This window comes from Burkholderia sp. 4NA327C6, from assembly GCF_005502655.1.
GTDB classification, from domain to species: domain Bacteria; phylum Pseudomonadota; class Gammaproteobacteria; order Burkholderiales; family Burkholderiaceae; genus Burkholderia; species Burkholderia contaminans.
This window is the reverse complement of sequence record NZ_SCNZ01000028.1, coordinates 20,988-43,892: the sequence shown is the minus strand read 5'-3', so window position 1 is coordinate 43,892 and position 22,905 is coordinate 20,988. Positions and strand designations below refer to the sequence as shown.

The 22,905-nt window shown below is 66.5% G+C and carries 26 protein-coding genes and 1 riboswitch; of the genes, 15 read left to right on the top strand and 11 right to left on the bottom strand.

What is annotated here, in order from left to right:
- Positions 1–12: 12 nt before the first annotated feature.
- From tolB to FFS49_RS25595, 6 genes are all read right to left on the bottom strand, one after another.
- On the bottom strand, positions 13–1,308 hold the full coding sequence (gene tolB, locus FFS49_RS25620; protein ID WP_105816011.1) for a Tol-Pal system beta propeller repeat protein TolB: 1,296 nt from the start codon (positions 1,306–1,308) through the stop codon (positions 13–15).
- A 98-nt stretch (positions 1,309–1,406) separates the two neighbouring features.
- Positions 1,407–2,462 (bottom strand): cell envelope integrity protein TolA, encoded by a 1,056-nt coding sequence (gene tolA, locus FFS49_RS25615; protein ID WP_105816012.1) that lies wholly within the window; start codon positions 2,460–2,462, stop codon positions 1,407–1,409.
- Positions 2,459–2,908 carry a protein TolR gene (gene tolR / locus FFS49_RS25610; RefSeq protein ID WP_011351075.1) on the bottom strand — a complete coding sequence of 150 codons (450 nt, stop codon included), beginning with the start codon at positions 2,906–2,908 and terminating at the stop codon, positions 2,459–2,461. The genes tolA and tolR overlap by 4 nt, the downstream gene beginning before the upstream one ends.
- A 10-nt stretch (positions 2,909–2,918) precedes the next feature.
- Entirely contained in the window at positions 2,919–3,596 is a 678-nt protein-coding gene (tolQ, locus tag FFS49_RS25605) for a protein TolQ (protein WP_021157170.1), read from the bottom strand.
- Between the two features lie 130 nt (positions 3,597–3,726).
- Positions 3,727–4,212 (bottom strand): tol-pal system-associated acyl-CoA thioesterase, encoded by a 486-nt coding sequence (ybgC, locus tag FFS49_RS25600; protein ID WP_039361271.1) that lies wholly within the window; start codon positions 4,210–4,212, stop codon positions 3,727–3,729.
- Positions 4,213–4,313: 101 nt separating this feature from the next.
- Positions 4,314–5,060 carry an SDR family NAD(P)-dependent oxidoreductase gene (locus FFS49_RS25595; RefSeq protein WP_071333992.1) on the bottom strand — a complete coding sequence of 249 codons (747 nt, stop codon included), beginning with the start codon at positions 5,058–5,060 and terminating at the stop codon, positions 4,314–4,316.
- Positions 5,061–5,240: 180 nt separating this feature from the next.
- Positions 5,241–5,341, top strand: a riboswitch (ZMP/ZTP riboswitch).
- Between the two features lie 137 nt (positions 5,342–5,478).
- Here FFS49_RS25595 and glyA point away from each other — a divergent pair.
- The 7 genes from glyA (at position 5,479) to FFS49_RS25555 (ending at position 10,264) form a co-directional block, all read left to right on the top strand.
- The gene (glyA, locus tag FFS49_RS25585) at positions 5,479–6,726 is read left to right on the top strand and encodes a serine hydroxymethyltransferase (RefSeq protein ID WP_039361267.1); all 1,248 of its coding nucleotides are present in this window, start codon (positions 5,479–5,481) and stop codon (positions 6,724–6,726) included.
- Between the two features lie 6 nt (positions 6,727–6,732).
- Positions 6,733–7,212, top strand: a complete 480-nt coding sequence (nrdR, locus tag FFS49_RS25580; RefSeq protein ID WP_006476792.1) for a transcriptional regulator NrdR — start codon at positions 6,733–6,735, stop codon at positions 7,210–7,212.
- Between the two features lie 153 nt (positions 7,213–7,365).
- Positions 7,366–7,929, top strand: coding sequence for a GspH/FimT family pseudopilin (locus tag FFS49_RS25575; RefSeq protein ID WP_105816013.1), 564 nt, complete (start codon positions 7,366–7,368; stop codon positions 7,927–7,929).
- Complete coding sequence (locus FFS49_RS25570; protein WP_105816014.1) at positions 7,926–8,336, top strand: hypothetical protein; 411 nt, start codon at positions 7,926–7,928, stop codon at positions 8,334–8,336. The genes FFS49_RS25575 and FFS49_RS25570 overlap by 4 nt, the downstream gene beginning before the upstream one ends.
- Entirely contained in the window at positions 8,326–9,159 is an 834-nt protein-coding gene (locus FFS49_RS25565) for a PilW family protein (protein ID WP_105816015.1), read from the top strand. The genes FFS49_RS25570 and FFS49_RS25565 overlap by 11 nt, the downstream gene beginning before the upstream one ends.
- Positions 9,160–9,359: 200 nt before the next feature.
- The gene (locus FFS49_RS25560; RefSeq protein ID WP_226285451.1) at positions 9,360–9,821 is read left to right on the top strand and encodes a pilus assembly protein; all 462 of its coding nucleotides are present in this window, start codon (positions 9,360–9,362) and stop codon (positions 9,819–9,821) included.
- Complete coding sequence (locus FFS49_RS25555) at positions 9,818–10,264, top strand: type IV pilin protein (RefSeq protein ID WP_105816017.1); 447 nt, start codon at positions 9,818–9,820, stop codon at positions 10,262–10,264. Before FFS49_RS25560 ends, FFS49_RS25555 begins: the two co-directional genes overlap by 4 nt.
- Before the next feature lie 57 nt (positions 10,265–10,321).
- Here FFS49_RS25555 and FFS49_RS25550 read toward each other — a convergent pair whose 3' ends face one another.
- The 3 genes from FFS49_RS25550 to FFS49_RS25540 form a co-directional block, all read right to left on the bottom strand.
- A complete protein-coding gene (locus tag FFS49_RS25550) occupies positions 10,322–10,765 on the bottom strand; it encodes a DUF3318 domain-containing protein (RefSeq protein WP_039361256.1) in 444 nt (147 codons plus the stop codon).
- Between the two features lie 43 nt (positions 10,766–10,808).
- The gene (locus FFS49_RS25545) at positions 10,809–11,198 is read right to left on the bottom strand and encodes a phage holin family protein (RefSeq protein WP_039361254.1); all 390 of its coding nucleotides are present in this window, start codon (positions 11,196–11,198) and stop codon (positions 10,809–10,811) included.
- 123 nt (positions 11,199–11,321) lie between these two features.
- Entirely contained in the window at positions 11,322–11,624 is a 303-nt protein-coding gene (locus FFS49_RS25540; RefSeq protein WP_006494044.1) for a YqjD family protein, read from the bottom strand.
- A gap of 317 nt (positions 11,625–11,941) precedes the next feature.
- Here FFS49_RS25540 and FFS49_RS25535 point away from each other — a divergent pair, with 317 nt between their 5' ends.
- Positions 11,942–12,580, top strand: a complete 639-nt coding sequence (locus tag FFS49_RS25535) for a peroxiredoxin (protein ID WP_039361250.1) — start codon at positions 11,942–11,944, stop codon at positions 12,578–12,580.
- Positions 12,581–12,731: 151 nt separating this feature from the next.
- On the opposite strand, the gene FFS49_RS25530 is transcribed toward FFS49_RS25535, so the two are convergent.
- On the bottom strand, positions 12,732–13,919 hold the full coding sequence (locus tag FFS49_RS25530) for an acyl-CoA dehydrogenase (RefSeq protein ID WP_046545018.1): 1,188 nt from the start codon (positions 13,917–13,919) through the stop codon (positions 12,732–12,734).
- Between the two features lie 264 nt (positions 13,920–14,183).
- On the opposite strand from FFS49_RS25530, the gene FFS49_RS25525 reads away from it, so the two are divergent.
- Together FFS49_RS25525 and FFS49_RS25520 are read left to right on the top strand one after the other, a co-directional pair.
- Positions 14,184–14,975, top strand: coding sequence for an IclR family transcriptional regulator (locus FFS49_RS25525; protein WP_105816018.1), 792 nt, complete (start codon positions 14,184–14,186; stop codon positions 14,973–14,975).
- 132 nt (positions 14,976–15,107) lie between these two features.
- The gene (locus tag FFS49_RS25520; protein WP_105816019.1) at positions 15,108–15,518 is read left to right on the top strand and encodes a GFA family protein; all 411 of its coding nucleotides are present in this window, start codon (positions 15,108–15,110) and stop codon (positions 15,516–15,518) included.
- Positions 15,519–15,722: 204 nt separating this feature from the next.
- On the opposite strand, the gene FFS49_RS25515 is transcribed toward FFS49_RS25520, so the two are convergent.
- A complete protein-coding gene (locus FFS49_RS25515) occupies positions 15,723–16,526 on the bottom strand; it encodes an EAL domain-containing protein (protein ID WP_071333999.1) in 804 nt (267 codons plus the stop codon).
- A 361-nt stretch (positions 16,527–16,887) separates the two neighbouring features.
- On the opposite strand from FFS49_RS25515, the gene FFS49_RS25505 reads away from it, so the two are divergent.
- Genes FFS49_RS25505 through fahA form a run of 5 tightly spaced genes read left to right on the top strand, consistent with a single transcriptional unit; the run spans position 16,888 to position 22,814 of the window.
- On the top strand, positions 16,888–18,549 hold the full coding sequence (locus FFS49_RS25505) for an FAD-dependent oxidoreductase (RefSeq protein ID WP_105816020.1): 1,662 nt from the start codon (positions 16,888–16,890) through the stop codon (positions 18,547–18,549).
- Between the two features lie 28 nt (positions 18,550–18,577).
- Positions 18,578–18,808 carry a DUF2783 domain-containing protein gene (locus FFS49_RS25500; protein WP_039361239.1) on the top strand — a complete coding sequence of 77 codons (231 nt, stop codon included), beginning with the start codon at positions 18,578–18,580 and terminating at the stop codon, positions 18,806–18,808.
- On the top strand, positions 18,805–20,163 hold the full coding sequence (locus FFS49_RS25495; RefSeq protein ID WP_105816021.1) for an MFS transporter: 1,359 nt from the start codon (positions 18,805–18,807) through the stop codon (positions 20,161–20,163). The genes FFS49_RS25500 and FFS49_RS25495 overlap by 4 nt, the downstream gene beginning before the upstream one ends.
- A gap of 15 nt (positions 20,164–20,178) precedes the next feature.
- Positions 20,179–21,513, top strand: a complete 1,335-nt coding sequence (gene hmgA, locus FFS49_RS25490; RefSeq protein ID WP_039361235.1) for a homogentisate 1,2-dioxygenase — start codon at positions 20,179–20,181, stop codon at positions 21,511–21,513.
- Positions 21,510–22,814: a fumarylacetoacetase gene (gene fahA, locus FFS49_RS25485; protein ID WP_105816022.1), complete on the top strand. Its 1,305-nt coding sequence runs from the start codon at positions 21,510–21,512 to the stop codon at positions 22,812–22,814. Before hmgA ends, fahA begins: the two co-directional genes overlap by 4 nt.
- The last annotated feature ends 91 nt before the right edge of the window (positions 22,815–22,905 follow it).

Sequence of the window (22,905 nt, the reverse complement as noted above, 5' to 3'; positions counted from 1 at the left end):
CTCTCCTTGTGGTCATTGCATGAAGGGCCCCCACGACGGCTCACGAACGGAGCCGCCCTGGACGGACAGGATTTGCGGCGGCGCGCTGCCGTCGGAGGGCACTGCTGCCAGAACATTGCGACCACCCGACTGGGTAGCGTACAGAAGGTACTGGCCGTTTGCCGCGAAGCTCGGCGATTCGTCGCGATTCGTATTCGTGATGGCGTTCGCCGCGCCGGTCTGCAGATCCTGAACGTACAGCTTGAAGCCCCCACCCGTGCGGGAGATGTAAGCGAGCAGCTTGCCGTCCGGGCTGATACGCGGACTCGTGTTGTAGCTGCCGGTGAAAGTCACGCGCTGCGCGGCACCGGCGCTTTCACCCTGGGCCGGCATCCGGTAGATCTGCGGCGCGCCGCCGCGATCGCTCGTGAAGTAGATCCAGTGGCCGTCCGGCGAGTAGAACGGCTCGGTGTCGATCGAGCTGCTCTGCGTGAGACGGCGCAGGCCGCCGCCCGTCGAGTTGACCGTGTAGATTTGCGTGTTGCCCGTCAGCGACAGCGCGACGGCCAGCGTGTTGCTGTCCGGCGACCATGCCGGGGCGCTGTTGTTGCCCTTCTGGTCGGAGACGATGTAGCGGCGGCCGGTCGGCAGGTCGTGGATGTAGACGATCGGCTTCTTGCGCTCGAACGAGACATACGCGACCTTCGTGCCGCTCGGCGACCACGACGGCGAGATGATCGGTTCGGTGCTCGACAGCGCGATGCGCGCGTTCTGGCCGTCCGAATCCGAGATCTGCAACTGGTAGCGGTTGCCGGTCTTGATCACGTACGACAGGCGCGTGGCGAACACGCCGCGCACGCCGAGCAGCTTCTGGTAGATGTAGTCGGCGATCTTGTGGCCGGCCGTGCGCAGCGTGGTGTCGGTGGCCGTCAGGGACAGGCCGCCGAGGCTTTGCTGCTTCACTGTGTCGTACAGGATGAAGTTGACCTTGTACTGGCCGTTCGCGTCGCGGTTCACGCTGCCCGCGACGAACGCATTCGCACCCTTGGCCTTCCATGCGCCGAGATCGACCGATGCGCTCTCCGGCACCGGCGTGCTGCCTGCGTCGATGTTGGTGAATTTGCCGCTGCGGGCGAGGTCGGCGCGGACGATCGACGTGACCTGCTGCGGCAGGTTCGCCTCATTCGCGAAATTCGCGGTGGCGATGGGGAACTGGGTCGACCCGACACCGGTGATCAGCACGTTGACCTGGGCGTTAGCGGCGCTGCCCGCCGTGATCAGACACGAGGCCACGAGTGCCCTGAAACCTAGCTTTGTCATCAAACTCATGCTTCTTGCTTCCCGTATGTAACGCTGCGCATCCGCAGAGACTAAACGAATTACTGTTTCGTTCCCGGTGCGACGGCGGAGTGTAACGCCGATTCAATTCAGCCCGCCGCCCGAAAGGTAATCTTAATACTCGGTGGGGTGTGACCGTCAGTATCGGGTGGTAATGGTGCCGCACGTTCGATGGCGTTAGTGACCGCCTGATCCCACCCCGGATTTCCGCTTGATCGTACGACGGACACACTCAGGACATCGCCGGAAGGAGAGCAACGGATGAGTACGACCGTTTGCAACCCTTCGGTTGCTCCAGCCCAGTTGATGTACGGCTTCACGCGGCGCTTGACCTTGTCAGGATAGCCTGCCGAGGTCGCATTGCCGCCTGAGCCCGTGCCCGTGCCGCTTTTCGCGAGGCCTTCGCCGCCGCCTTCGCCGGCGCCGGACAGGCCCTGCATCTGTGCCAGGCGTGCGCTGCGCTCGCGGTCGAGCTTCGCGTTCGCTGCCGCGCTGGCCTTTGCGCGTGCTGCGGCTTCGGCCTTCGCCTTGGCCTGGGCTTCCGCCTTTGCCTTCGCGGCCGCGTCGGCTTTCGCCTTCGCCGCCTGCTGCGCTTCGAGTTGCGCCTGCTTCTGCTGCTGGAGTTTCTGCTGTTCGAGCTTTTGCTGCTCGGCGAGCTGCTGTTGCCTGAGCTTGTCGGCCTGCTTCTGCTTGTCGCGCTCCGCGGCCTTCTGCGCGGCGAGCGCGGCTGCCTGCTGCGCCGCGAGCTGTGCGCGCCGAGTTTCCTCTTCCTGCCGGGCCTTCAGTTGCTGCGCGCGGCGCTGCTGTTCGAGCAGTGCTTCACGCGCGGCTGCTTCCTGCTGCCGCTTCTTCTGCTGCAGTGCGATGTCGGCCTGCTCGTCGCGCACCGGGGGAGGGGGCGGCGCGACCTTGACGGGCGGCGCGGGTGTGACAACGGGCCGCGGTGCGGGGACATCGGGCACTTCGGTCCACAGCTCGGCTTCGGCGCCGGCCGGCGTGCTGTTCTGCCACTGTACGCCGTGATACAGAAACAGCGCGAGCAGCACGTGCATCAGCGCGGCGAGCGCGAATGCGCGCCAGGTGCCGCGCTCGCGGGGAGGCTGAGGCGGGTAGGCGGAGCTGCGCGTGGATTGCTGCCGGTTCATTGCGATTTGACGAGGAGGCCGACGCGCTTGACGCCGCGCGCCTTCAGATCGGACATCACGGTCATGACCGCATCGTACTGCACGGTCTTGTCGGCCGCGATCACGACCGGCTGGTCGGGATGGTCAGCCTGCCGGGCCACGATGAAGCTGTCGAGCTCGGCCTTCGTCATCGTGTCTTCCTGGGTCGCGCCCGAGTCGCCCTTGTACTTGACGCTCATCGTGCGATCGGCCTTGATGTTGACGACGACGGGCGGCGTCTGCTCCTGCGGCGCGGCGTTGCCGACGGTCGGCAGGTTGATGATCGACGGGGCGACGAGCGGTGCGGTGACCATGAAGATCACGAGCAGCACCAGCATCACGTCGATGTACGGCACGACGTTGATGTCGGCCATTGCGCGGCGCGAGCGGCCGCCGCGCATGCTGGATCGGATGGGACTTCCTGCCATGGCGCGCTCCTTACTGGGCCTGACGCTGCAGGATGTTCGAGAACTCTTCGATGAAGGTCTCGAAGCGGATCGCGAGGCGGTCGATGTCGTGCGCGTAGCGGTTGTACGCGACCACCGCCGGAATCGCGGCGAACAGGCCGATCGCGGTGGCGACGAGCGCCTCGGCGATGCCCGGCGCGACGTTCGCGAGCGTGGCTTGCTGCACGTTCGCGAGGCCGCGGAACGAGTTCATGATCCCCCAGACCGTGCCGAACAGACCGATGTACGGGCTGACCGAGCCGACCGATGCGAGGAACGCGAGGTTCGCTTCGAGCACGTCCATCTCGCGCTGGAAAGACGCGCGCATCGCGCGGCGCGCACCGTCGAGCACGAGGCCCGGATCGCTGATGCGCTTTTCCTTCGCCTTCAGGAACTCGCGCATGCCCGATTCGAAGATCCGCTCCAGCGCGCCGATCGTGTGGCGGTTGTTGGCGGCGCTCTGGTACAACGCCTGCAGGTCGCCACCCGACCAGAAATCCTTCTCGAAGCGCTCGGTCTGCGCGCGTGCGCGGCGGATCGCAAACCACTTGCGGAAGATGAAGGTCCACGACATCAGCGACAGCAGCAGCAGCAGCCCCATCACGGCCTGGGCCAGCACGCTCGCGTTGAGGACGAGGGAAATGATCGACAGGTCTTGAGAAGTGTTCATAGAGGTTTGAGTAACGTCCCTTCGGGGCGCCCGGTATGCGTGTGGCGCGGCGCGCCGGCCATGCCTGGCGCCGAACCTTGCTTAGTATCGAATCAGAAAGGCAAGTTCATAGGCTTTGTCTAAACGGCGCTCATGCGAGCTTCGTTGACAGTGCAGTCTGCCCGTCGTTGATGACGGGCCCGCGCTGCAGCGCGTCGAGCACGGCCGGCGGGATGGCCGCGGGCCGGATGCCGGTACGGTCGACGCAGCCGAGGCGGATGTGTCCGGCCACGAGCAGCGTGTCTCCACACCAGGCTTCCTGCGTGAATTCCACCGATGCACGGCCGATGCGTCCGGGCCGGCTCGTGATCGCCAGTGTGTCGTCGAGTCGCGCCGGGGCGCGGTAGTCGAGCGACGTGCTGCGGACGACGAAGATCGCGTCGGTATCGTCGGCGAGCTGGCGCTGGTCGATGCCGCATGCGCGTAGCCACTCGGTGCGCGCGCGTTCGAAGAACTTCAGGTAGTTGGCATAGAAGACGATGCCGCCTGCGTCGGTATCCTCGTAGTACACGCGCACCGGCCAGATGAAGCCGGACGGCGCTTCCGGGGAGCGGGTAGGCTGGGTCATGGCGCGCATTCTACCGGAAGCCAAGGGCCTGATTCGTAACCGATTCGTAACGGAATGTAGTATGCCGTAGCACACTGCGGGCCGGCCCGAGGGGCCGGGCCCGCGTGGCTTCAGCCGCGGTGGACGGTCGGGCCGCCGGGGGCTTGCGCGACCGGCATCAGCTCGATCGTATTGACGTTGACATGCGCGGGGCGCGTCGCGATCCAGTAGATCGCATCGGCGATGTCCTCGGGCATGAGCGGCTGGACATTGTTGTAGACGTTCGCCGCCTTGGCGTCGTCGCCGCGATAGCGGACGTTCGAGAATTCGGTGCCGCCGCACAGGCCAGGCTCGACGTCGGTGACGCGCAGCGGCGTGCCGAGCAGGTCGGCGCGCAGGTTTAGGCTGAATTGTCTGACAAAAGCCTTGGTTGCGCCGTAGACGTTGCCACCCGCATAAGGGTACGAACCCGCGACCGAGCCGAGATTGAAGATGTGGCCGCGGCCGCGATCGATCATGCCGGGCAGCAGGGCGTGTGTGACGGTGACGAGGCCCGTGCAGTTCGTGTCGATCATCGTGTGCCACTCGTCGAGGCTGGCCTTGTGGGCCGGCTCGACGCCGAGCGCGAGGCCGGCGTTGTTGACGAGCACGTCGAGCGCCGCGAATTCGGCGGGAAGGGCGGCCGGCACGGCCTCGACGGCCGCGCGATCGCGTACGTCGAGCTCGAGCGGCAGAAGGGAATCGCCGAGTTCGGCGGCGAGTGCATCGAGACGATCCTTGCGGCGCGCGGTCGCGACGACGCGGTGGCCTCCCTTGACGAAGGCACGGGCGATGGCGGCGCCGAAGCCGGCGGACGCGCCTGTGACGAACACGATCATTGCTGCTCCTGGTGGATGACAAAATAGCGAGTGATATCCCGCAAGCCTACTGAGATTGCCGCACCGCGGCAAGGCGGCACAGCGTTCCCGCACGGGCGCGTAGAGTCTGGCCCCAATTGCTTCCGGCGCACCGCCATGCGGTTGCCTATTCATGACGCATCCAATACACTAATGCGCTCATCACCCCCGCGTGACTGGCGATAGAACCCTTCGGGTTCAAGGTGGAGCATCCCACCGTGAAGCGCGGGGCGCCGTTTTTGCCGTTCGCCTGGGCAGCCGTTGTGCGCCGTCGCGTGCATCGCCGGTGGCTGTCCTGCCTCGCGTCATACGGATTCTTCCGCCACGTCGAGCTGGTCCCGCCAGCAGCGCACCGTACTCGGCCGCTCCGGTCAACCTGTACACACTTAACGGAAACCGTATGTTTGACAGAGCCCAAAGCACCATTGCGAACGTCGATCCCGAAATCTTTGCCGCGATCGAGCAGGAAAACCGCCGCCAGGAAGATCACATCGAGCTGATCGCGTCGGAAAACTACACGAGCCCGGCGGTGATGGCCGCACAGGGTTCGCAACTCACGAACAAGTACGCGGAAGGGTATCCGGGCAAGCGCTACTACGGCGGCTGCGAATACGTGGATGTGGTCGAGCAGCTGGCGATCGACCGCGTGAAGCAGCTGTTCGGCGCGGAAGCCGCGAACGTGCAGCCGAACTCGGGTTCGCAGGCGAACCAGGGCGTGTTCTTCGCGATGCTCAAGCCGGGCGACACGATCATGGGCATGAGCCTCGCGCACGGCGGCCACCTGACGCACGGCTCGCCGGTGAACATGTCGGGCAAGTGGTTCAACGTGGTGAGCTACGGCCTGAACGAAAACGAAGACATCGACTACGAAGCGGCCGAGAAGCTCGCGCAGGAACACAAGCCGAAGCTGATCGTCGCGGGCGCGTCGGCGTTCTCGCTGAAGATCGATTTCGAACGCCTGGCGAAGATCGCCAAGTCGGTCGGCGCATACCTGATGGTCGACATGGCCCACTACGCGGGCCTGATCGCGGCAGGCGTGTACCCGAACCCGGTGCCGCACGCGGATTTCGTGACGACGACGACGCACAAGAGCCTGCGCGGCCCGCGCGGCGGCGTGATCCTGATGAAGGCGGAGTACGAGAAGCCGATCAACTCGGCGATCTTCCCGGGGATCCAGGGCGGCCCGCTGATGCACGTGATCGCGGGCAAGGCGGTGGCGTTCAAGGAAGCGCTGTCGCCGGAGTTCAAGGCGTACCAGGAGAAGGTGGTCGAGAACGCACGCGTGCTGGCAGAAACGCTGGTGAAGCGTGGCCTGCGGATCGTGTCGGGCCGCACGGAAAGCCACGTGATGCTGGTGGACCTGCGTGCTAAAAACATCACCGGCAAGGCTGCGGAAGCGGCACTGGGCGCGGCGCACATCACGGTGAACAAGAACGCGATCCCGAACGATCCGGAAAAGCCGTTCGTGACGAGCGGCATTCGTCTCGGCTCGCCGGCAATGACGACGCGCGGCTTCGGTCCGGCGGAAGCGGAGCAGGTGGGCAACCTGATCGCGGACGTGCTGGACAACCCGGAAGATGCAGCGACGATCGAGCGCGTGCGCGCGCAGGTCGCCGAGCTGACCAAGCGTTTCCCGGTCTATCGCTGATCGACGATGCGCTGCCCGTTCTGCCGGCATGACGACACGCAGGTCGTGGATTCCCGCGTGTCCGAAGATGGCGCCGCGATCCGGCGGCGCCGTCGCTGCTCGGCTTGCGACAAGCGCTTCACGACGTATGAGCGGGTCGAGCTGTCCCTGCCGTTCGTCGTGAAGAAGGACGGCAGCCGCACGGAATTCGACCGTCGCAAGATCGTCGCCAGCATGCAACTCGCGCTGCGCAAGCGGCCGGTTGCTGCCGACGCGATCGATGCGGCGGTTGCCCGTATCGAATATCAACTGCTCGCGACAGGCGAGCGCGAAGTGCGTAGCGAGAAGCTCGGTGAACTCGTGATGAACGAGTTGCGCGGCCTCGATACGATCGCTTATGTCCGCTTCGCATCGGTGTATCGCCGGTTCGAGGACGTTTCCGAATTTGCCGACGTGATCGAAGAGTTCCGTCGTGCCTCTCCCGCCAAGACTCCGCGTAAGCGCTGACGCGCTGCGTCCGTTCATCGTCTTCTCCGTTGAGTCAATTCGCGCCGATTGTGTCGGTCGCGATCGCATGCCGCCAGTCAGCCGATCGGCAAATGGTGCGTGTCCGCACGTGTCGCTACAGTCGTCGCATCACCTTGGCGAAGGACGACGGCGATGGGACTGCACGCTCACCCCCTGAAAAATGTATTGCGACGCGCGGGCGGCTTCACGCTCGTCGAACTGATGGTCGCCATCTCGCTGGCGGCCGGGCTCACGTTTTATGCCGCGCCTGCGTTCGACCAATGGCGCATGCGCGAACGCGTGGATGCACGTTCGCGCGTGCTGCTCGGTGCGCTGTCGTTTGCACGTACCGAGGCGACGCGTCTCGGCGTGCGCGTCACGCTATGCCGGGCCGGTAGTGGTAGCGCCTGTCTACGTGCGGGTGAACGGTGCGACACGGCTGAATGGTCGTGTGACTGGATCGTCAGCGGGCAGGTCGACGGGCAGTCGCGATTGCTGCGGCGCTATCCGCGCGATGCCGAAGTGGCCGTCGCGGGTGCCGCGCACGATCTCGCGTTCGCACCGCCGGTCGGTCAGGCAATCGGTGGCATCCGGCGCTTCGAATTGCGTCCGCGACGCGACGTTCCGGGGGCGGACGACGCGCATGCATCGCGTTGCGTACGAATCGCGGCAGGCGGCCGGGCGCGAGTTGTCGCCGGCCGTTGTGACGCGGCGTGAGAGCCATGCGCAATGCAATGCGCGGCACGTCGCTGATCGAAGCGATGCTGGCGATCGCGCTGCTCGCCACCGTGATGCTGGCTGTAGCGGGCAGCCAGTTTGCGATGGCGCGTGCGCAGCGCGCGACGATCTGGCGTGAGCGCGCGCTTTGGCTGGCCGATGCGCGTATCGAGCGCTTGCACGTCGCTGCGCAGGCCGACGATGGCCTCGCGGCGCGGGCCGCGGCTTCGCTGCCCGGCGGCACGACGACGCGCGGTGACGGGCCGGATGGCATTCGCTACACGGTTGTCGGCTGGCGCGGCGGCAATGCGGCCACCGGGCTGCGATGCGAAGCGGCGGGACGCTCGGCGCAGCCGCCGTCGTGCGTCCGGATTCCGTATCGGGGGGCTGGCGCCGATGGACGCTGATCGCCGCATGCGTGCGCATACGTTGCTTGAAGTGTTGATCGCGATGACCGTCGGTCTGCTCGTGCTCGCGGCGGCCGGTGCGCTGTACCACGCGCAGCGCGTCGCACAGCGGCGCGCGGATGATGGGTTCCAGATGCGCGATGCTGCCGGCACCGCACTGATGCTGATCGGCCAGCAGATCCAGATGGCCGGATTTCGGCCGCTCGACATGGAACGCGTGTCGTCGTTGCCACCGGTGTTCGGCTGTTCGATGGCGCGTGTGAGGGGCGAGGGCGCGCAGGTACGGTGCGAGCCCGTGCGCGGTGCATCGGACGCGTTGCTGATCCGTTATGTCGGCGATGCCGTATCGACGTGGCTCACCGTGAGCGGCCACGTGTCGGATTGCCTCGGGCAGGGTGTCGGCGTGTCCGGCGATCGTGCGCCGGTGGAGAACCGCTTCGATGTGCACACCAGCCCTTCGACGGGCGAGCCTGAATTGTATTGCGAAGGAAGCGGCCGTCCGGGCACGCCGCAGCCGGTCGTGTCGGGAATCGATCAGTTGCGGGTGCGCTATCTTCGCCGCGGCGGCACGCAGTTCGTCGATGCCGATGCCTTGCGCGGCGACGACTGGCGCGATGTCGTGGCCGTGCATGTCTGCGTGCGGGCGCGCGGCGAACCGACGGGCGAGCCGGAGCGGCACGTCGACTGCGACGGCCGCACGATCGTTGCGCAAGACGGCCGCGGGCGTCTGACGCTCGATCGCATCGTCGGGTTGCGTAATGCTGCACACACATTCGACGATACGTCGCGTGATGTCACGGATGAACCCGGGGTGCCGCGATGAGCGGAACGGGGCCGACGAGGGAGAAGTCGCGGTGCGTCGCGATACGCAACATGCATGGGCGAATCGAAACACGCTGTGACGGTCCGCGGCAGGCTGCAGGTGCGAAAGTCCAAACAGCGAGCCAGCACGCGCCACACATACGCTTGCGGTCAGCCAGCCGCGATTGGCGTCGCGACGCGGGTCTCGCATTGCCTGCGGTGATCGCGGTTGGCGCAGCGGTGGCGGCGCTGACCGGCACGTGGTTCGAAGCTGCACTGACGGAATCGCGCCGCACGCGCGCGTTATCCGATGGGCTGGTCGCATTCCACGCGGCCGACGCCGCGCTGGCAGCGTGCACCGCGCGATTGCGCCGGGGCTCGGCGCCGTACATGAGTGAAGGCGAGTCGCTCGCGGAGCCCGACGCGTGGCGGCGCATGCCGGCGCTGGGGGGCGCCGAAGCGTTCGCGCCGTTCGCCGGATGGCCGATGGCCGTTCAACCGCCACGATGCCTGATCGAAGCGTGGCGCGGGGCGGGGCCGGCGGGCGGCCGCGCTTACGTCGTCACCGCGCGTGGCGTCGGTGCGCATGCATCGAGCGCAGTCTGGCTGCAGCACCAGGTCGCGATCCGTGATGGCCACATCGTCGCCCTGCACTGGCGTCGCGTCGCGACGGTGCTGCGATGAACGGTCGCGCGTGCGTGTACCGCTCGGCGGGATTCACGCTGATCGAGTTGATGATCGTGCTCGCGATCGTCTCGGTGCTGGCCGGATGGGGCATCCCGTCGTATCGAGAGCATGTCGTGCGCGTTCATCGCGCGTCGGCGGTCGCCGCGTTGTACCGCGCGGCCCAATATCTCGAAACACTGGACGGTGTGCCACCCTCGGCATTGCCGGCGGCGCTCGCGCAAGCGCCGCCGGACGGGCGCGTGGTTTATCGACTGGCGCTGAAGCGGCCGGACCGCGACGATTCGCCGGTGACTTATGACCTGGCGGCCATCCCGCTCGACACCGGACTGATGCGCGACGATGCGTGCGGCGCATTCACGCTGCGTTCGGACGGCACGAAAGGCAACGTGCGAAGTGACGGCTCCGACGGACAGATCGCGGCTTGCTGGGGTGCGCGTTGAGCTCGGAGGAAAGGCGCGCCACGGCGCCTGGCCGTGCGCGCAGGATGCCGACGACGGTCAGTCGTCTTGGGTGTCGAGACCACGCTCGTCGCGGGACTGCTTCCAGATCCGGTAGACCTCCCATGCCGCGAAACCGAGGGTGCCCCACTTCAGTGCGGGGCCCGCACTCGCGCGCAGCAGCGAGCGAACGGGTTTGGCGAGCACGAGCGATGCGAGCGAACTCAGCATCGGATACTGGTTGACGAGCTGGCCGAGGCTCGCGTTCAGGTTCTTGGCGGACTGGCTGAACTTGTTGCTGGACAGGCCGGGGATGAACACCTTGAGCCAGCTGAAGCGCGTGACGGCCTGGCGCATTTCGCCGGCGGCTTCCGCGAGTTCGAGCCGCTCGACTTCGGATCGCAGGATCAGCAGTTCCTTGCGGAGCGCGCGATGCTGTGACGCGCTCCAGTTCGATCGCGACGAATGGGAGCGGGGTGAATTGCCCGTGACGTTCTGGCTCATGGCGCGTCGGCGAAGTAGGTGGGAGGGGTGAGCGCGACTGCGTTCACGGCTTGCCGCGGAACAGCTCGCGGTCTTTCTCGAGTTCGGCGAGCGTCGCCTCGAATACGGTCGGCGCGGCGCGCAGGCCCGAGCGGGCCTTCAGTGCGCATGCGATCCCGCTCGCGGCATACAGCGCGGTGATCGCCGCGAGCGACTGCCAGCGGTAGGTATCCCAGAACGCGATCGCGACGAGCACGGTCAGGCTGATGAGTGCCATCGTGGCGAGCATCATCGCGGCGAGCCCGAGGAACAGCACGCCCATCAGGCGCTCCTTCTCCTCGGCAAGCTCGATGCCTACCAGTTCGAGGCGCGTTTGCAGAAGGCCGATCGCGGAGCCGACGAGGCGGCGCAGCGGTCCTTGGCCGGACGGCTGCGAGGTGGTGTCTGTCGTCATGGGTAAGGTGCGTGCGCGTGCAGTGTGCAGCCAGGACAAAGCCGGCAGGCGGAAACCGCCGGCTGGCTTCGACGCCCGCAAGCCGCGCGACGCGGCCCACGGGACGAAACAGCGCAGAGCGCGTTACTTGCGGTTGATCAGCAGGCCGATCAGCACGCCGACGCCCGCGGCGACGCCGATCGACGTCCACGGATGCTCGTGCACGTAATCGTCGGTCGCGCGTGCGGCCTTCTTGCCTTTCTCGACCACGACGACCTGGACGTCGGCTGCCTTTTCCTTGGCCTGCTTGAGGCGCGACATGGCTTTCTCGCGCAGCTCGGCCGCACGGTCGCCCGTGCTGCTCGCAGCTTGCTTGAGCAGGTCTTCGGCGTCCGAGAGAACGGTTTTGATATCCGACATCAGTTTCTCCTTGTTGATTTCCGACATTGCAACTCCCTTCGTGCTGTCATGCTGCAGGTTCACATCGTAGCGAAACGCCTGCCTGCTGGCGAGCCGGGAAGACACACAACGGCAGTGCAAGACCGCATGGTAAACGACTTGTAATCATCAACAGAGCGGCAAACCGGGGGAAAAGTTTCCCAGCGGCCGCCTGTCCGGCACCGGCACCAGGCAAAAATGACAAAAAAGTATGAATATCAAACGGAATAATCGTTCGCATGCCGCATTGCTTCCCGTAAGCTGACAGACTTTCCCGCGCCGACCCGGGCGCGGTTTCAACCAGCATCGTTCGAGGAGGGAACATCATGAGTCTGCGTCTTGGGGACATCGCACCGGATTTCGAGCAGGAATCGAGCCTGGGCCCGATCAAGTTTCACGAATGGCTGGGTGACGGCTGGGGTGTCCTGTTCTCCCATCCGGCCGACTACACGCCGGTGTGCACGACCGAACTCGGGCTGACCTCGAAGCTGAAGGGCGAATTCGAGAAGCGCAATGTAAAAGTTATCGCGCTGTCGGTCGACGGTGTCGAGTCGCACAAGGGCTGGATCAACGACATCAACGAAACGCAGTCGACGGTCGTCGGTTTCCCGATCATCGCCGATTCGGACCGCAAGGTTTCGCAGTTGTACGACATGATCCACCCGAACGCGAACGAAACGCTGACGGTGCGTTCGCTGTTCGTGATCGACCCGAACAAGAAGGTGCGGCTCATCATCACGTACCCGGCCAGCACGGGGCGCAACTTCGACGAAGTGCTGCGCGTGATCGACTCGCTGCAACTGACCGACAACTACAAGGTCGCGACGCCCGGCAACTGGAAGGATGGCGACGACGTCGTGATCGTCCCGTCGCTGCAGGATCCGGAAGAGCTGAAGAAGCGCTTCCCGAAGGGCTTCAACGCGGTGCGTCCGTATCTGCGCCTCACGCCGCAGCCGAACAAGTAAGCATCGGCTGCACATGAGCGCGATACCGGGCCGGCGGCCCGGTGCGCGGATCCGATGAAAACACGGCCCGCCCGGCATGACTGCCGGGCGGGCCGTGTCTTTTGCGCGAGCACGGCGTGGCGCGGTTGCCGCGCTCGCCGCATCAGGATGATCAGAAGAATGCCTGGATGCCCGTCTGCGCGCGGCCGAGGATCAGCGCGTGGATGTCGTGCGTGCCTTCGTACGTGTTGACCACTTCGAGGTTCACGAGGTGGCGAGCGACGCCGAATTCGTCGGAGATACCGTTGCCGCCGAGCATGTCGCGCGCGAGCCGGGCGATGTCGAGGGCCTTGCCGCACGAGTTGCGTTTCATGATCGACGTGATCTCGACGGCCGCCGTGCCTTCATCCTTCATCCGGCCGAGGCGCAGCACGCCTTGCAGGCCGAGCGTGATTTCGGTCTGCATGTCGGCGAGCTTCTTCTGGATCAGCTGGTTCGCGGCGAGCGGCCGGCCGAACTGCTGGCGGTCGAGCACGTACTGGCGCGCGGTGTGCCAGCACGACTCGGCGGCGCCCAGCGCGCCCCATGCGATCCCGTAGCGCGCCGAGTTCAGGCACGTGAACGGGCCGCGCAGGCCGCTCACGTTCGGCATCAGGTTCTCTTCCGGCACGAACACCTCGTCGAGGACGATCTCGCCGGTGATCGATGCGCGCAGCCCGACCTTGCCGTGGATCGCGGGCGCGGACAGGCCTTTCCAGCCTTTCTCGAGGATGAAGCCGCGGATCGCGTCCTTGCCGTTCTCTTCCAGCTTCGCCCATACGACGAACACGTCGGCGATCGGCGAGTTCGTGATCCACATCTTTGCACCGGACAGCGAGTAGCCGCCGGGCACCTTTTTCGCGCGGGTGACCATGCTGCCCGGGTCGGAGCCGTGGTTCGGCTCGGTCAGCCCGAAGCAGCCGATCCATTCGCCGGTGGCGAGTTTCGGCAGGTATTTCTGCTTCTGCGCGTCGGAGCCGAATTCGTGGATCGGGACCATCACCAGCGACGACTGCACGGACATCATCGACCGGTAGCCCGAGTCGACGCGCTCGACTTCGCGGGCGATCAGGCCGTAGCTCACGTAGTTGAGGCCGGGGCCGCCGTATTCCTCGGGAATCGTCGGGCCGAGCAGGCCGACTTCGCCCATCTCGCGGAAGATTTCGGCGTCGGTGCGTTCGTGGCGGAACGCTTCGGTGACGCGCGGTGCGAGCTTGTCCTGCGCGTACGCCTGTGCGGCATCACGCACCATTCGCTCTTCTTCGGTCAGTTGCTGGTCGAGCAGCAGCGGATCGTCCCAATGAAAAGTTGCAGCACTCATCGTCTCATCTCCTGTCGACCCGAGTTAGCGCTTCAGCGCTTACTCGGGTCCCATGCTTTGCGGTCGACCCGAGTCAGCCCTTCAGCGCTTGCTCAGATCCCATGCTTTGCAGTCAACCCAAGTCAGCACTTCAGCGCTTCCCCCCGGACCTCATGCTTTACGGTCGGTCCCTGATTCAGCCGGGTTTGTTGCCTGAGAGTTTGCTTGACGGAAGTTCCGCTGTGCGGAACAATGTTTTGCAAATCGAACCCAGTGTAGCACCAGATGACACTTTCAACCATCGACGAAACCACGCTCGACGAACGCAAGTTCGTAGTCGCGCTCGCGCGCGGGCTCGACCTGCTGCGCGCATTCCGGCCAGGGGAGACGATGCTCGGCAACCGCGACTTCGCGGAGCGCACCGGGCTGCCGAAGGCGACGGTGAACCGGCTCGCCTACACGCTGACCGTGCTCGGCTACCTGCGTTACGACGAGACGCTCGGAAAGTATGCGCTCGACGCCGGCGTGCTGTCGCTCGGCTACGCGCTGCTGTCGGGCTCGGGCACGATCGACCTTGCGCGGCCGCACATGCAGGCGCTCGCGCGCGACATCGGCGCGGCCGTGTCGCTCGGTTGCCGCGACGGGCTCGACATGATCTACCTGGAGACGATCCGCAGCGAGACGGCGCTGACGCTCGGGCTTGCGCCCGGTTCGCGGCTGTCGATGCTGACGAGCTCGATGGGGCGCGCGTACCTGGCCGTGCAGCCGGAAGACGTGCGCCGCCAGCTTTATGCGGAGCTGCATCGTGCGGCTGGAGGCGCGGCCGACGCCGATACGCTCGTCGCCGCCGCGCAGCAGGCGGTGGCGGAGTTCTCGGCGGGTGGCTGTTGCTATTCGTTCCGGGCGTGGCACATGGACGTCAACGCGGCGGCCGTCCCGTTTCGCGAGCCGCGCGAGGGGCGCTGGCTGATCCTGAGTTGCAGCGGGCCCGCATCGTCGATGGACGAGGACGTGTTCCGTACGCAGGTCGGGCCGAAGTTGAAGGCGCTCGCGCAGCGGCTCGGGCAGACGGCCTGAGCGAGGGGCGTGAACGGCAGGGGGCCGTCGCCGGTACGGTCGGCAGCGTACGAGCGCGACGCCGCGGCCGGTTGTGCCACGGACGAACCGCGCGCATGATCGTTCGCCGGCTCACCGACGAAGAGGCTCGCCATGTCTCACACAGAACCGATGGAAGGCGGATGCGCATGTGGCGCGATCCGGTACCGGATCACCCATGTTCCGGCCGATGCCGGTTTTTGCCACTGCCGGCTCTGTCAGCGCACGACCGGCGCGGCGGTCGTCGCGTCGGCATCGGTGCCGATCGACGCGTTCGAATACCTGCAGGGCGAGCCGACGGTGTATGCGTCGAGCGCGTGGGGCGAGCGGCGCTTCTGCGGCCGTTGCGGCGCGCAGCTCGAATACCGGCTCAGCGATGCTCCCCGGACGGTCGAGATCAATTACGCGACGCTCGACGAGCCGTCACGGCTGCGTCCGGCCTGGCATGTCTGGTACGGGGATCGCTTCCCGGGCATCGAGATCGACGACGATCTGCCCAAGTACGATGATGGTGGAAGGGCGTAAGCGGTAGGTAAGCGCCGACATTGACGGTGCCGGAAACGAGGCGCGCACGTTCCCGCGAAGCCGGTCTTTTGACGAGGCGGGCAACACACCGCCGGGCATCGGACGACGAGGCAAGCCACGCGGCCCGATCCCCCGTTACATCACCTGCATTCCACTTTCGGCACGTGACGCTCCGCATGTGCGGCGCCCCTCATCCACCGAGGCTCAGGCCGTCACGACCTTCGCAAACACGGGCCCCTGCATGAACCGCACGTCGTACTGCCGCAGCAGCTCGCACTGCGTTTCATCGACGACGCCGTCGAAGATCAGCGGAATCCGCACGCGCTGCGCATAAGCGACGAGGGCCTTGACCATCCCGTCGCGCAACGCGATGCCCGCATCCATCTTGATGTAGTCCGGGCGCGCCATGTCCGATTCGACCGCGAGGATCCGGCCCGGGTCGGGCAGCTTGTCCGCGACCTTGAAGCCGTGATGCTGGTAGCTGCGGGTCAGGTAGCCGAGGAAGGTCTTGTGCGCGACCGCGACCGCCGGCAGCTCGATCACGACGCGCTCGGTCGGTAGCCCGAAGCGCTGCAGCACCGACGAGAAATGCTTGCCGTGGTCGTACTTCACGCTCTTCAGCAGCCGTTCGTGCACACGCAGGAACAACAGCCCGTGGCGCTGCGCGCCGAAGAAGTTGATCGCGTGCAGCGCGCGCGACAGGCGGTCGATCGCGACGAGTGTCTGGTCGTCGACGGCCGAGTCGACCGGATCGTGCGCTGCACCCGTGACGACCGTCACGGCCTGGAAGCCGAGCTCGTCGCCGTAGCGCTCGATCGCGTCGGCGAACGACGTCGATTGCGGCGCACCGGGCATCGTCACGTCGTAGATCGGTTCGTAGGCGCTGCCGAGCGTGCGCTCGGGCAGGTTCGCGCTTGCGGTGCCGCCATCGGCGAGCGTGAGGTGATCCCGCAGATACGGCAGTTGCCCGGCACGGGCGACCAGCTCGGGAATGGTGGGCGGAATCATCGGCGTAAGAAGGAAAAACGGCGGCCGAACGGGCCGCCTCGTAGCTTGATATTAGCAGCGCCGGCCAAGCTCGGCTTGGCGTTTCGCTCATATGGTTATCCCGTCGTCGACGCTTCGCCTAGGGTTTACGTTGATTTCACTATTCGTAATTGGTTTTACTATTCGTAAATCCAGGATTTGTCGCCGATCAAGAAATGCGGCATGCGGGCGCCGAGAAACGGCGCCGTTCACGAATCAACAGGAAGCAAGGAGCGAGACGTGGCGGTTGACAGGAATGGCACGCGGGAGAGCGGCGCGGCGCGCCGGCAGGCGACGGGCGGGATGGGCGTATCGGCCCACGCCCGGCAGGGTTGAAGCGCGGATGGCGACCATGAGCATCGATTACCAGACGCTGAAGTTCGAATACCGCCCGCGTGCGCAGGACACGACCGTTCACCCGGTGATCGTTGTCGGCGCGGGCCCGGTGGGCCTCGCGGCCGCGATCGACCTCGCGCAGCAGGGCGTGAGCGTCGTGCTGCTCGACGACGACGACACGCTGTCGACCGGCTCGCGCGCGATCTGCTTCGCGAAGCGCACGCTCGAGATCTTCGACCGGCTTGGCTGCGGCGAGCGCTTCGTCGACAAGGGCGTGAGCTGGCATGTCGGCAAGGTGTTCCTGCAGGACGAGCAGCTTTATGCGTTCGACCTGCTGCCCGAGGAAGGGCATGCGCGCCCCGCGTTCATCAATCTGCAGCAGTACTACGTCGAAGGCTACCTGGCCGATCGCGCGTTCGAGTTGCCGAATATCGATATCCGCTGGAAGCACAAGGTCACGGGCATCGACCAGTCGGCCGAACATGCGGTGCTGACGATCGAGACGCCGGACGGCGTCGCGACGCTGCGCGCGCAGTACGTGATCGCGGCCGACGGCTCACGCAGCCCGATGCGCACGATGATGGGCCTCGAAAGCCACGGCCGCACGTTCAAGGACCGCTTCCTGATCGCCGACGTGAAGATGAAGGCGGAGTTTCCGACCGAGCGCTGGTTCTGGTTCGACCCGCCGTTCCACCCGAATCAGTCGGTGCTGCTGCATCGCCAGCCCGACAACGTATGGCGCATCGACTTCCAGCTCGGCTGGGATGCGGACCCCGTCGCCGAGAAGCAGCCGGAGCGCGTGATCCCGCGCGTGCGTGCGCTGCTCGGGCCGGACGTCGAGTTCGAGCTCGAATGGGTGAGCGTCTATACGTTCCGCTGCCAGCGGATGGAGTCGTTCCGGCACGGCCGTGTGCTGTTCGCGGGCGATTCCGCGCACGGCGTGTCGCCGTTCGGCGCGCGCGGCGCGAACAGCGGCGTGCAGGACGCCGACAACCTCGCATGGAAGCTGAAGCTCGTGCTCGACGGCCGGTCGGCCGACAGCCTGCTCGACACGTATGCGAGCGAGCGTGAATTCGCGGCCGACGAGAACATCCGCAACTCGACGCGCTCGACCGACTTCATCACGCCGAAGAGCCCGGTGTCGCGGGTGTTCCGCGACGCGACGCTGAAGCTCGCGCGCGACTGCGAGTTCGCGCGCAAGCTCGTGAACAGCGGCCGCCTGTCGGTGCCGGCGGTGCTGGCCGATTCGCCGCTGAACACGCCGGACCGCAACGGCGACGCGTTCGCGGGCGCGATGCGGCCGGGCGCGGCGGCGGCCGATGCGCCGGTACGTACGCAGGGCGCGTCGGGCTGGCTGCTGCAACATCTGGGCAGCGGCTTCACCGGCGTGCTGTTCGGGTTGCCGGGCGATGCGGCCGCACTCGCGCAGGCGCTCGACGGCCTCGCGCTGCCGGTGCGGCCCGTGCTCGTCGTGCCGGCCGGCCATGCGCAGCCGGTCGCGGGTGTCGACGTCGTGGAGGACGTCGACGGCCTTGCTGCACAGCGCTACGACGGAAAGCCCGGCACGTTCTACCTGCTGCGTCCCGACCAGCACGTTTGCGCGCGGATGCGCACGCTCGAGCGTCAGGCGCTGGCCGATGCGCTGGCGCGCGCGACCTGCGCATGCTGAAAACGATAAAGACACCGGAGACTCCGTCATGCCCCCACTCGACACCCGCCCGCGCCTGGCCGACCCGGACGCATTCTACGAAGCGCTGATCGACATGCATCGCGACCTGTCCGACGCCGACAGCCAGCTCGTCAACGCGAAGCTGATCCTGCTGCTCGCGAACCAGATCGGCGACGCCGACGTGCTGCGCGAAGCGATGGCGCTCGCGCGCCAGGGCGTGACGCCGCCCGTGCATCCGACCGCCGAGGTGGCGCAGTGAACGCGGCGGCCGATACGCGCGTGCTCGAAGTCGAGCGCGTGATCGACGAGACCCATCGCCCGGGCTTCCACTGGATGCTGCTCGTGTTATGTGGACTGTGCCTCGTGATCGACGGCTTCGATGCGCAGGCAATGGGCTACGTCGCACCGAGCGTGATCGCCGAATGGGGCGTGCCGAAGCAGGCGCTCGGGCCCGTGTTCAGTGCGAGCCTGTTCGGGATGCTGCTCGGTGCGCTCGGCTTGTCGGTGCTGGCCGACCGGATCGGGCGGCGCCCGGTGCTGATCGGTTCGACGCTGTTCTTCGCGGTAACGATGCTCGCGACGCCGTTCGCGGGTTCGATCCCGGTGCTGATGGCGCTGCGCTTCGTCACGGGCCTCGGCCTCGGCTGCATCATGCCGAACGCGATGGCGCTGGTCGGCGAGTTCAGTCCGGCCGCGCATCGCGTGAAGCGGATGATGATCGTGTCGTGCGGCTTCACGCTCGGCGCGGCGATCGGCGGCTTCATCAGCGCCGCGCTGATTCCGGCGTTCGGCTGGCGGTCGGTGTTCTTCGTCGGCGGCGCGGTGCCGCTCGTGCTGACGATCGCGATGCTCGCGCGGCTGCCCGAGTCGCTGCAGTTCCTGGTGCTGAAAGGGCGCGTCGCGCAGGCGCGCGACTGGCTCGCGCGGTTCGCGCCGCAAGCCGGCATCGATGCGAATACACGGCTCGTCGTACGCGAGCGCGCGGCGACCGGCGCGCCGGTCGCCGAGCTGTTCCGCCATGGCCGCCTGCCGGTCACGCTGCTGCTGTGGGCGATCAGCTTCATGAACCTGATCGATCTGTACTTCCTGTCTAACTGGCTGCCGACCGTGATGCGCGACGCGGGCTATTCGCCGGGCACGGCCGTGATCGTCGGCACGGTGCTGCAGACGGGCGGCGTGATCGGCACGCTGTCGCTCGGCTGGTTCATCGAACGCTACGGCTTCGTGCGCGTGCTGTTTGCATGCTTCGCGTGCGCGGCCGTGTCGGTGGGGCTGATCGGCTCGGTTGCGCATGCGCTGCCGTGGCTGCTGGTGGTCGTGTTCGCGGGCGGATTCTGCGTGGTCGGCGGGCAGCCGGCCGTGAACGCGCTCGCGGGCCAGTATTACCCGACGTCGCTGCGCTCGACGGGCATCGGCTGGAGCCTCGGCATCGGCCGGATCGGCTCGGTGCTCGGGCCGCTCGTCGGCGGACAACTGATTGCGCTGAACTGGACCAACGGCGCGCTGTTCCATGCGGCCGCGGTGCCCGTGCTGTGCTCGGCGCTGTTCGTGCTGGGACTGGCCGGCGTCACGCGGCGCAACGATGCGCAGGCGCCGAACGCCGCCATGAATTGAGGGAGAAAGGAAACGATGACGCTTGACTTGTCGACACCGGCGCCCGCCGGCTACCAGAGCGGTTTCGCGAACGAATTCGCGACCGAGGCATTGCCCGGTGCGTTGCCGCACGGCCGCAACTCGCCGCAGCGCGCGCCGTACGGGCTGTACGCGGAGCAGCTGTCGGGCACGGCGTTCACCGCGCCGCGCGGCCACAACCGCCGCTCGTGGCTGTACCGTATCCGCCCGGCGGCCGTGCACCGGCCGTTCGAGCCGTACGCGGGCGCGCAGCGGCTCGTGTCGGAGTTCGGCGACTCGGCCGACGTGCCGCCGACACCGCCGAACCAGCTGCGCTGGGATCCGCTGCCGATGCCGGTCGAGCCGACCGATTTCGTCGACGGGCTCGTGACGATGGCCGGTAACGGTTCGGCCGCCGCGATGAACGGCTGCGCGATCCACCTGTACGCGGCGAACCGGTCGATGCAGGACCGCTTCTTCTACAGCGCGGACGGCGAACTGCTGATCGTGCCGCAGCAGGGGCGGCTGTTCATCGCGACCGAATTCGGCCGGGTCGACGTCGAGCCGTTCGAGATCGCGGTGATCCCGCGCGGCGTGCGCTTTACCGTCACGCTGCCGGACGGCGACGCGCGCGGCTACATCTGCGAAAACTTCGGCGCCCAGCTGCGCCTGCCGGATCTCGGCCCGATCGGTTCGAACGGCCTCGCGAATCCGCGCGACTTCCTGACGCCGCAAGCCGCGTACGAAGACCGCGAAGGCGCGTTCGAGCTGATCGCGAAGCTGAACGGCCGGCTGTGGCGCGCGGACATCGGCCATTCGCCGCTCGACGTCGTCGCGTGGCACGGCAACTACGCGCCCTACAAGTACGACCTGCGCCTGTTCAACACGATCGGCTCGATCAGCTACGACCATCCCGATCCGTCGATCTTCCTGGTGCTGCAGTCGCAGAGCGACACGCCGGGCGTCGACACGATCGACTTCGTGATCTTCCCGCCGCGCTGGCTCGCGGCCGAGGATACGTTCCGCCCGCCCTGGTTCCACCGCAACGTCGCGAGCGAATTCATGGGGCTCGTGCACGGCGCATACGACGCGAAGGCCGAAGGCTTCGTGCCGGGCGGCGCGAGCCTGCACAACTGCATGTCGGGCCACGGGCCCGACGCGGACACGTTCGAGAAGGCATCGGCGAGCGACACGACGAAGCCGCACAAGGTCGACGCGACGATGGCGTTCATGTTCGAAACCCGCACGCTGATCCGGCCGACGTGCTACGCGCTCGACACCGCGCAGCTGCAGGCCGACTACTTCGAATGCTGGCAAGGCATCAAGAAACACTTCAATCCGGAGCAAAAATGAGCGACACCCAAGACTGGCGCGCGACGCTCGACCCGGCCCGCAAGAGCTGGGTCGAGACGGCGAACGATCCCGCCTGCGATTTCCCGATCCAGAACCTGCCGTTCGGCATCTTCAGCGATGCGAAGCAAGCGTCGCGCCGTGCGGGCGTGGCGCTCGGCGACCAGATCATCGACCTCGCGGCGCTCGCGCGCGCGGACCTCGTGACGCTGCCGGCCGGCGCCGACGTATTCGCCGCGCCGACGCTCAACGCGTTCATCGCGCTCGGCCGCGACGCATGGCGCAGCGTGCGCGTGCAGCTGTCGGACCTGTTCTCGCGCGATAACGCGCGGCTGCGCGACGATGCGGCGCTGCGTGCGCACGTGCTCGTCGCACAGCGCGACGCGACGTTGCATCTGCCGGTCGATATTCCCGGCTACACCGATTTCTATTCGTCGAAGGAGCATGCGACCAACGTCGGCTCGATGTTCCGTGATCCGAAGAATGCGCTTTTGCCGAACTGGTCGGAGATGCCGATCGGCTACAACGGCCGAGCGTCGTCGGTGGTCGTGAGCGGCACGCCGGTGCGGCGCCCGAACGGGCAATTGAAGCTGCCCGACCAGGAGCGTCCGGTGTTCGGCGCGTGCCGCAAGCTCGACATCGAACTGGAGATGGGTTTCATCGTCGGCCGCGGCAACGCGCTCGGCGAGCCGATCGCATGCGAGGACGCCGAAGCGCATATCTTCGGAATGGTGCTGCTGAACGACTGGAGCGCGCGCGACATCCAGCAGTGGGAATACGTGCCGCTCGGCCCGTTCAATTCGAAGGGCTTCGCGACGACGATCTCGCCGTGGATCGTCACGCTCGACGCGCTCGAACCGTTCCGCGTCGCGCAGCCGGAGCAATCGCCGCAGCCGCTCGCGTATCTGCAGCACGCGGGCAAGCATGCGTTCGACATCGCGCTGGAAGTGACGCTACGTGAGGAAGGGGCGGCCGAAGCCACGTCGATCAGCCGCACGAACTTCAAGCATATGTACTGGACGATGGCGCAGCAGCTCGCGCATCACACGGTCGCGGGCTGCAACACGCGGGTTGGCGACCTGATGGGTTCGGGCACGATCAGCGGGCCGACGAAGGATTCGTTCGGCAGCCTGCTCGAACTGACGTGGAACGGCAAGGAGCCGGTCGCGCTGAAGGGTGGCGGCAGCCGCGCGTTCATCGAGGACGGCGATGAGCTCACGCTCGCCGGATGGTGCGAGGGCGACGGCTATCGGGTCGGCTTCGGCGCGTGTGTCGGCAAGATCCTGCCGGCGTCGAAGGCGTAACGCGCAACGTGGTGCACACGTGAGCACGACGGCCCGCTTTGCGCGGGCCGTCGTCGTTTTCGCAGTGTGACCGGCGTATCCGTGGACGGCC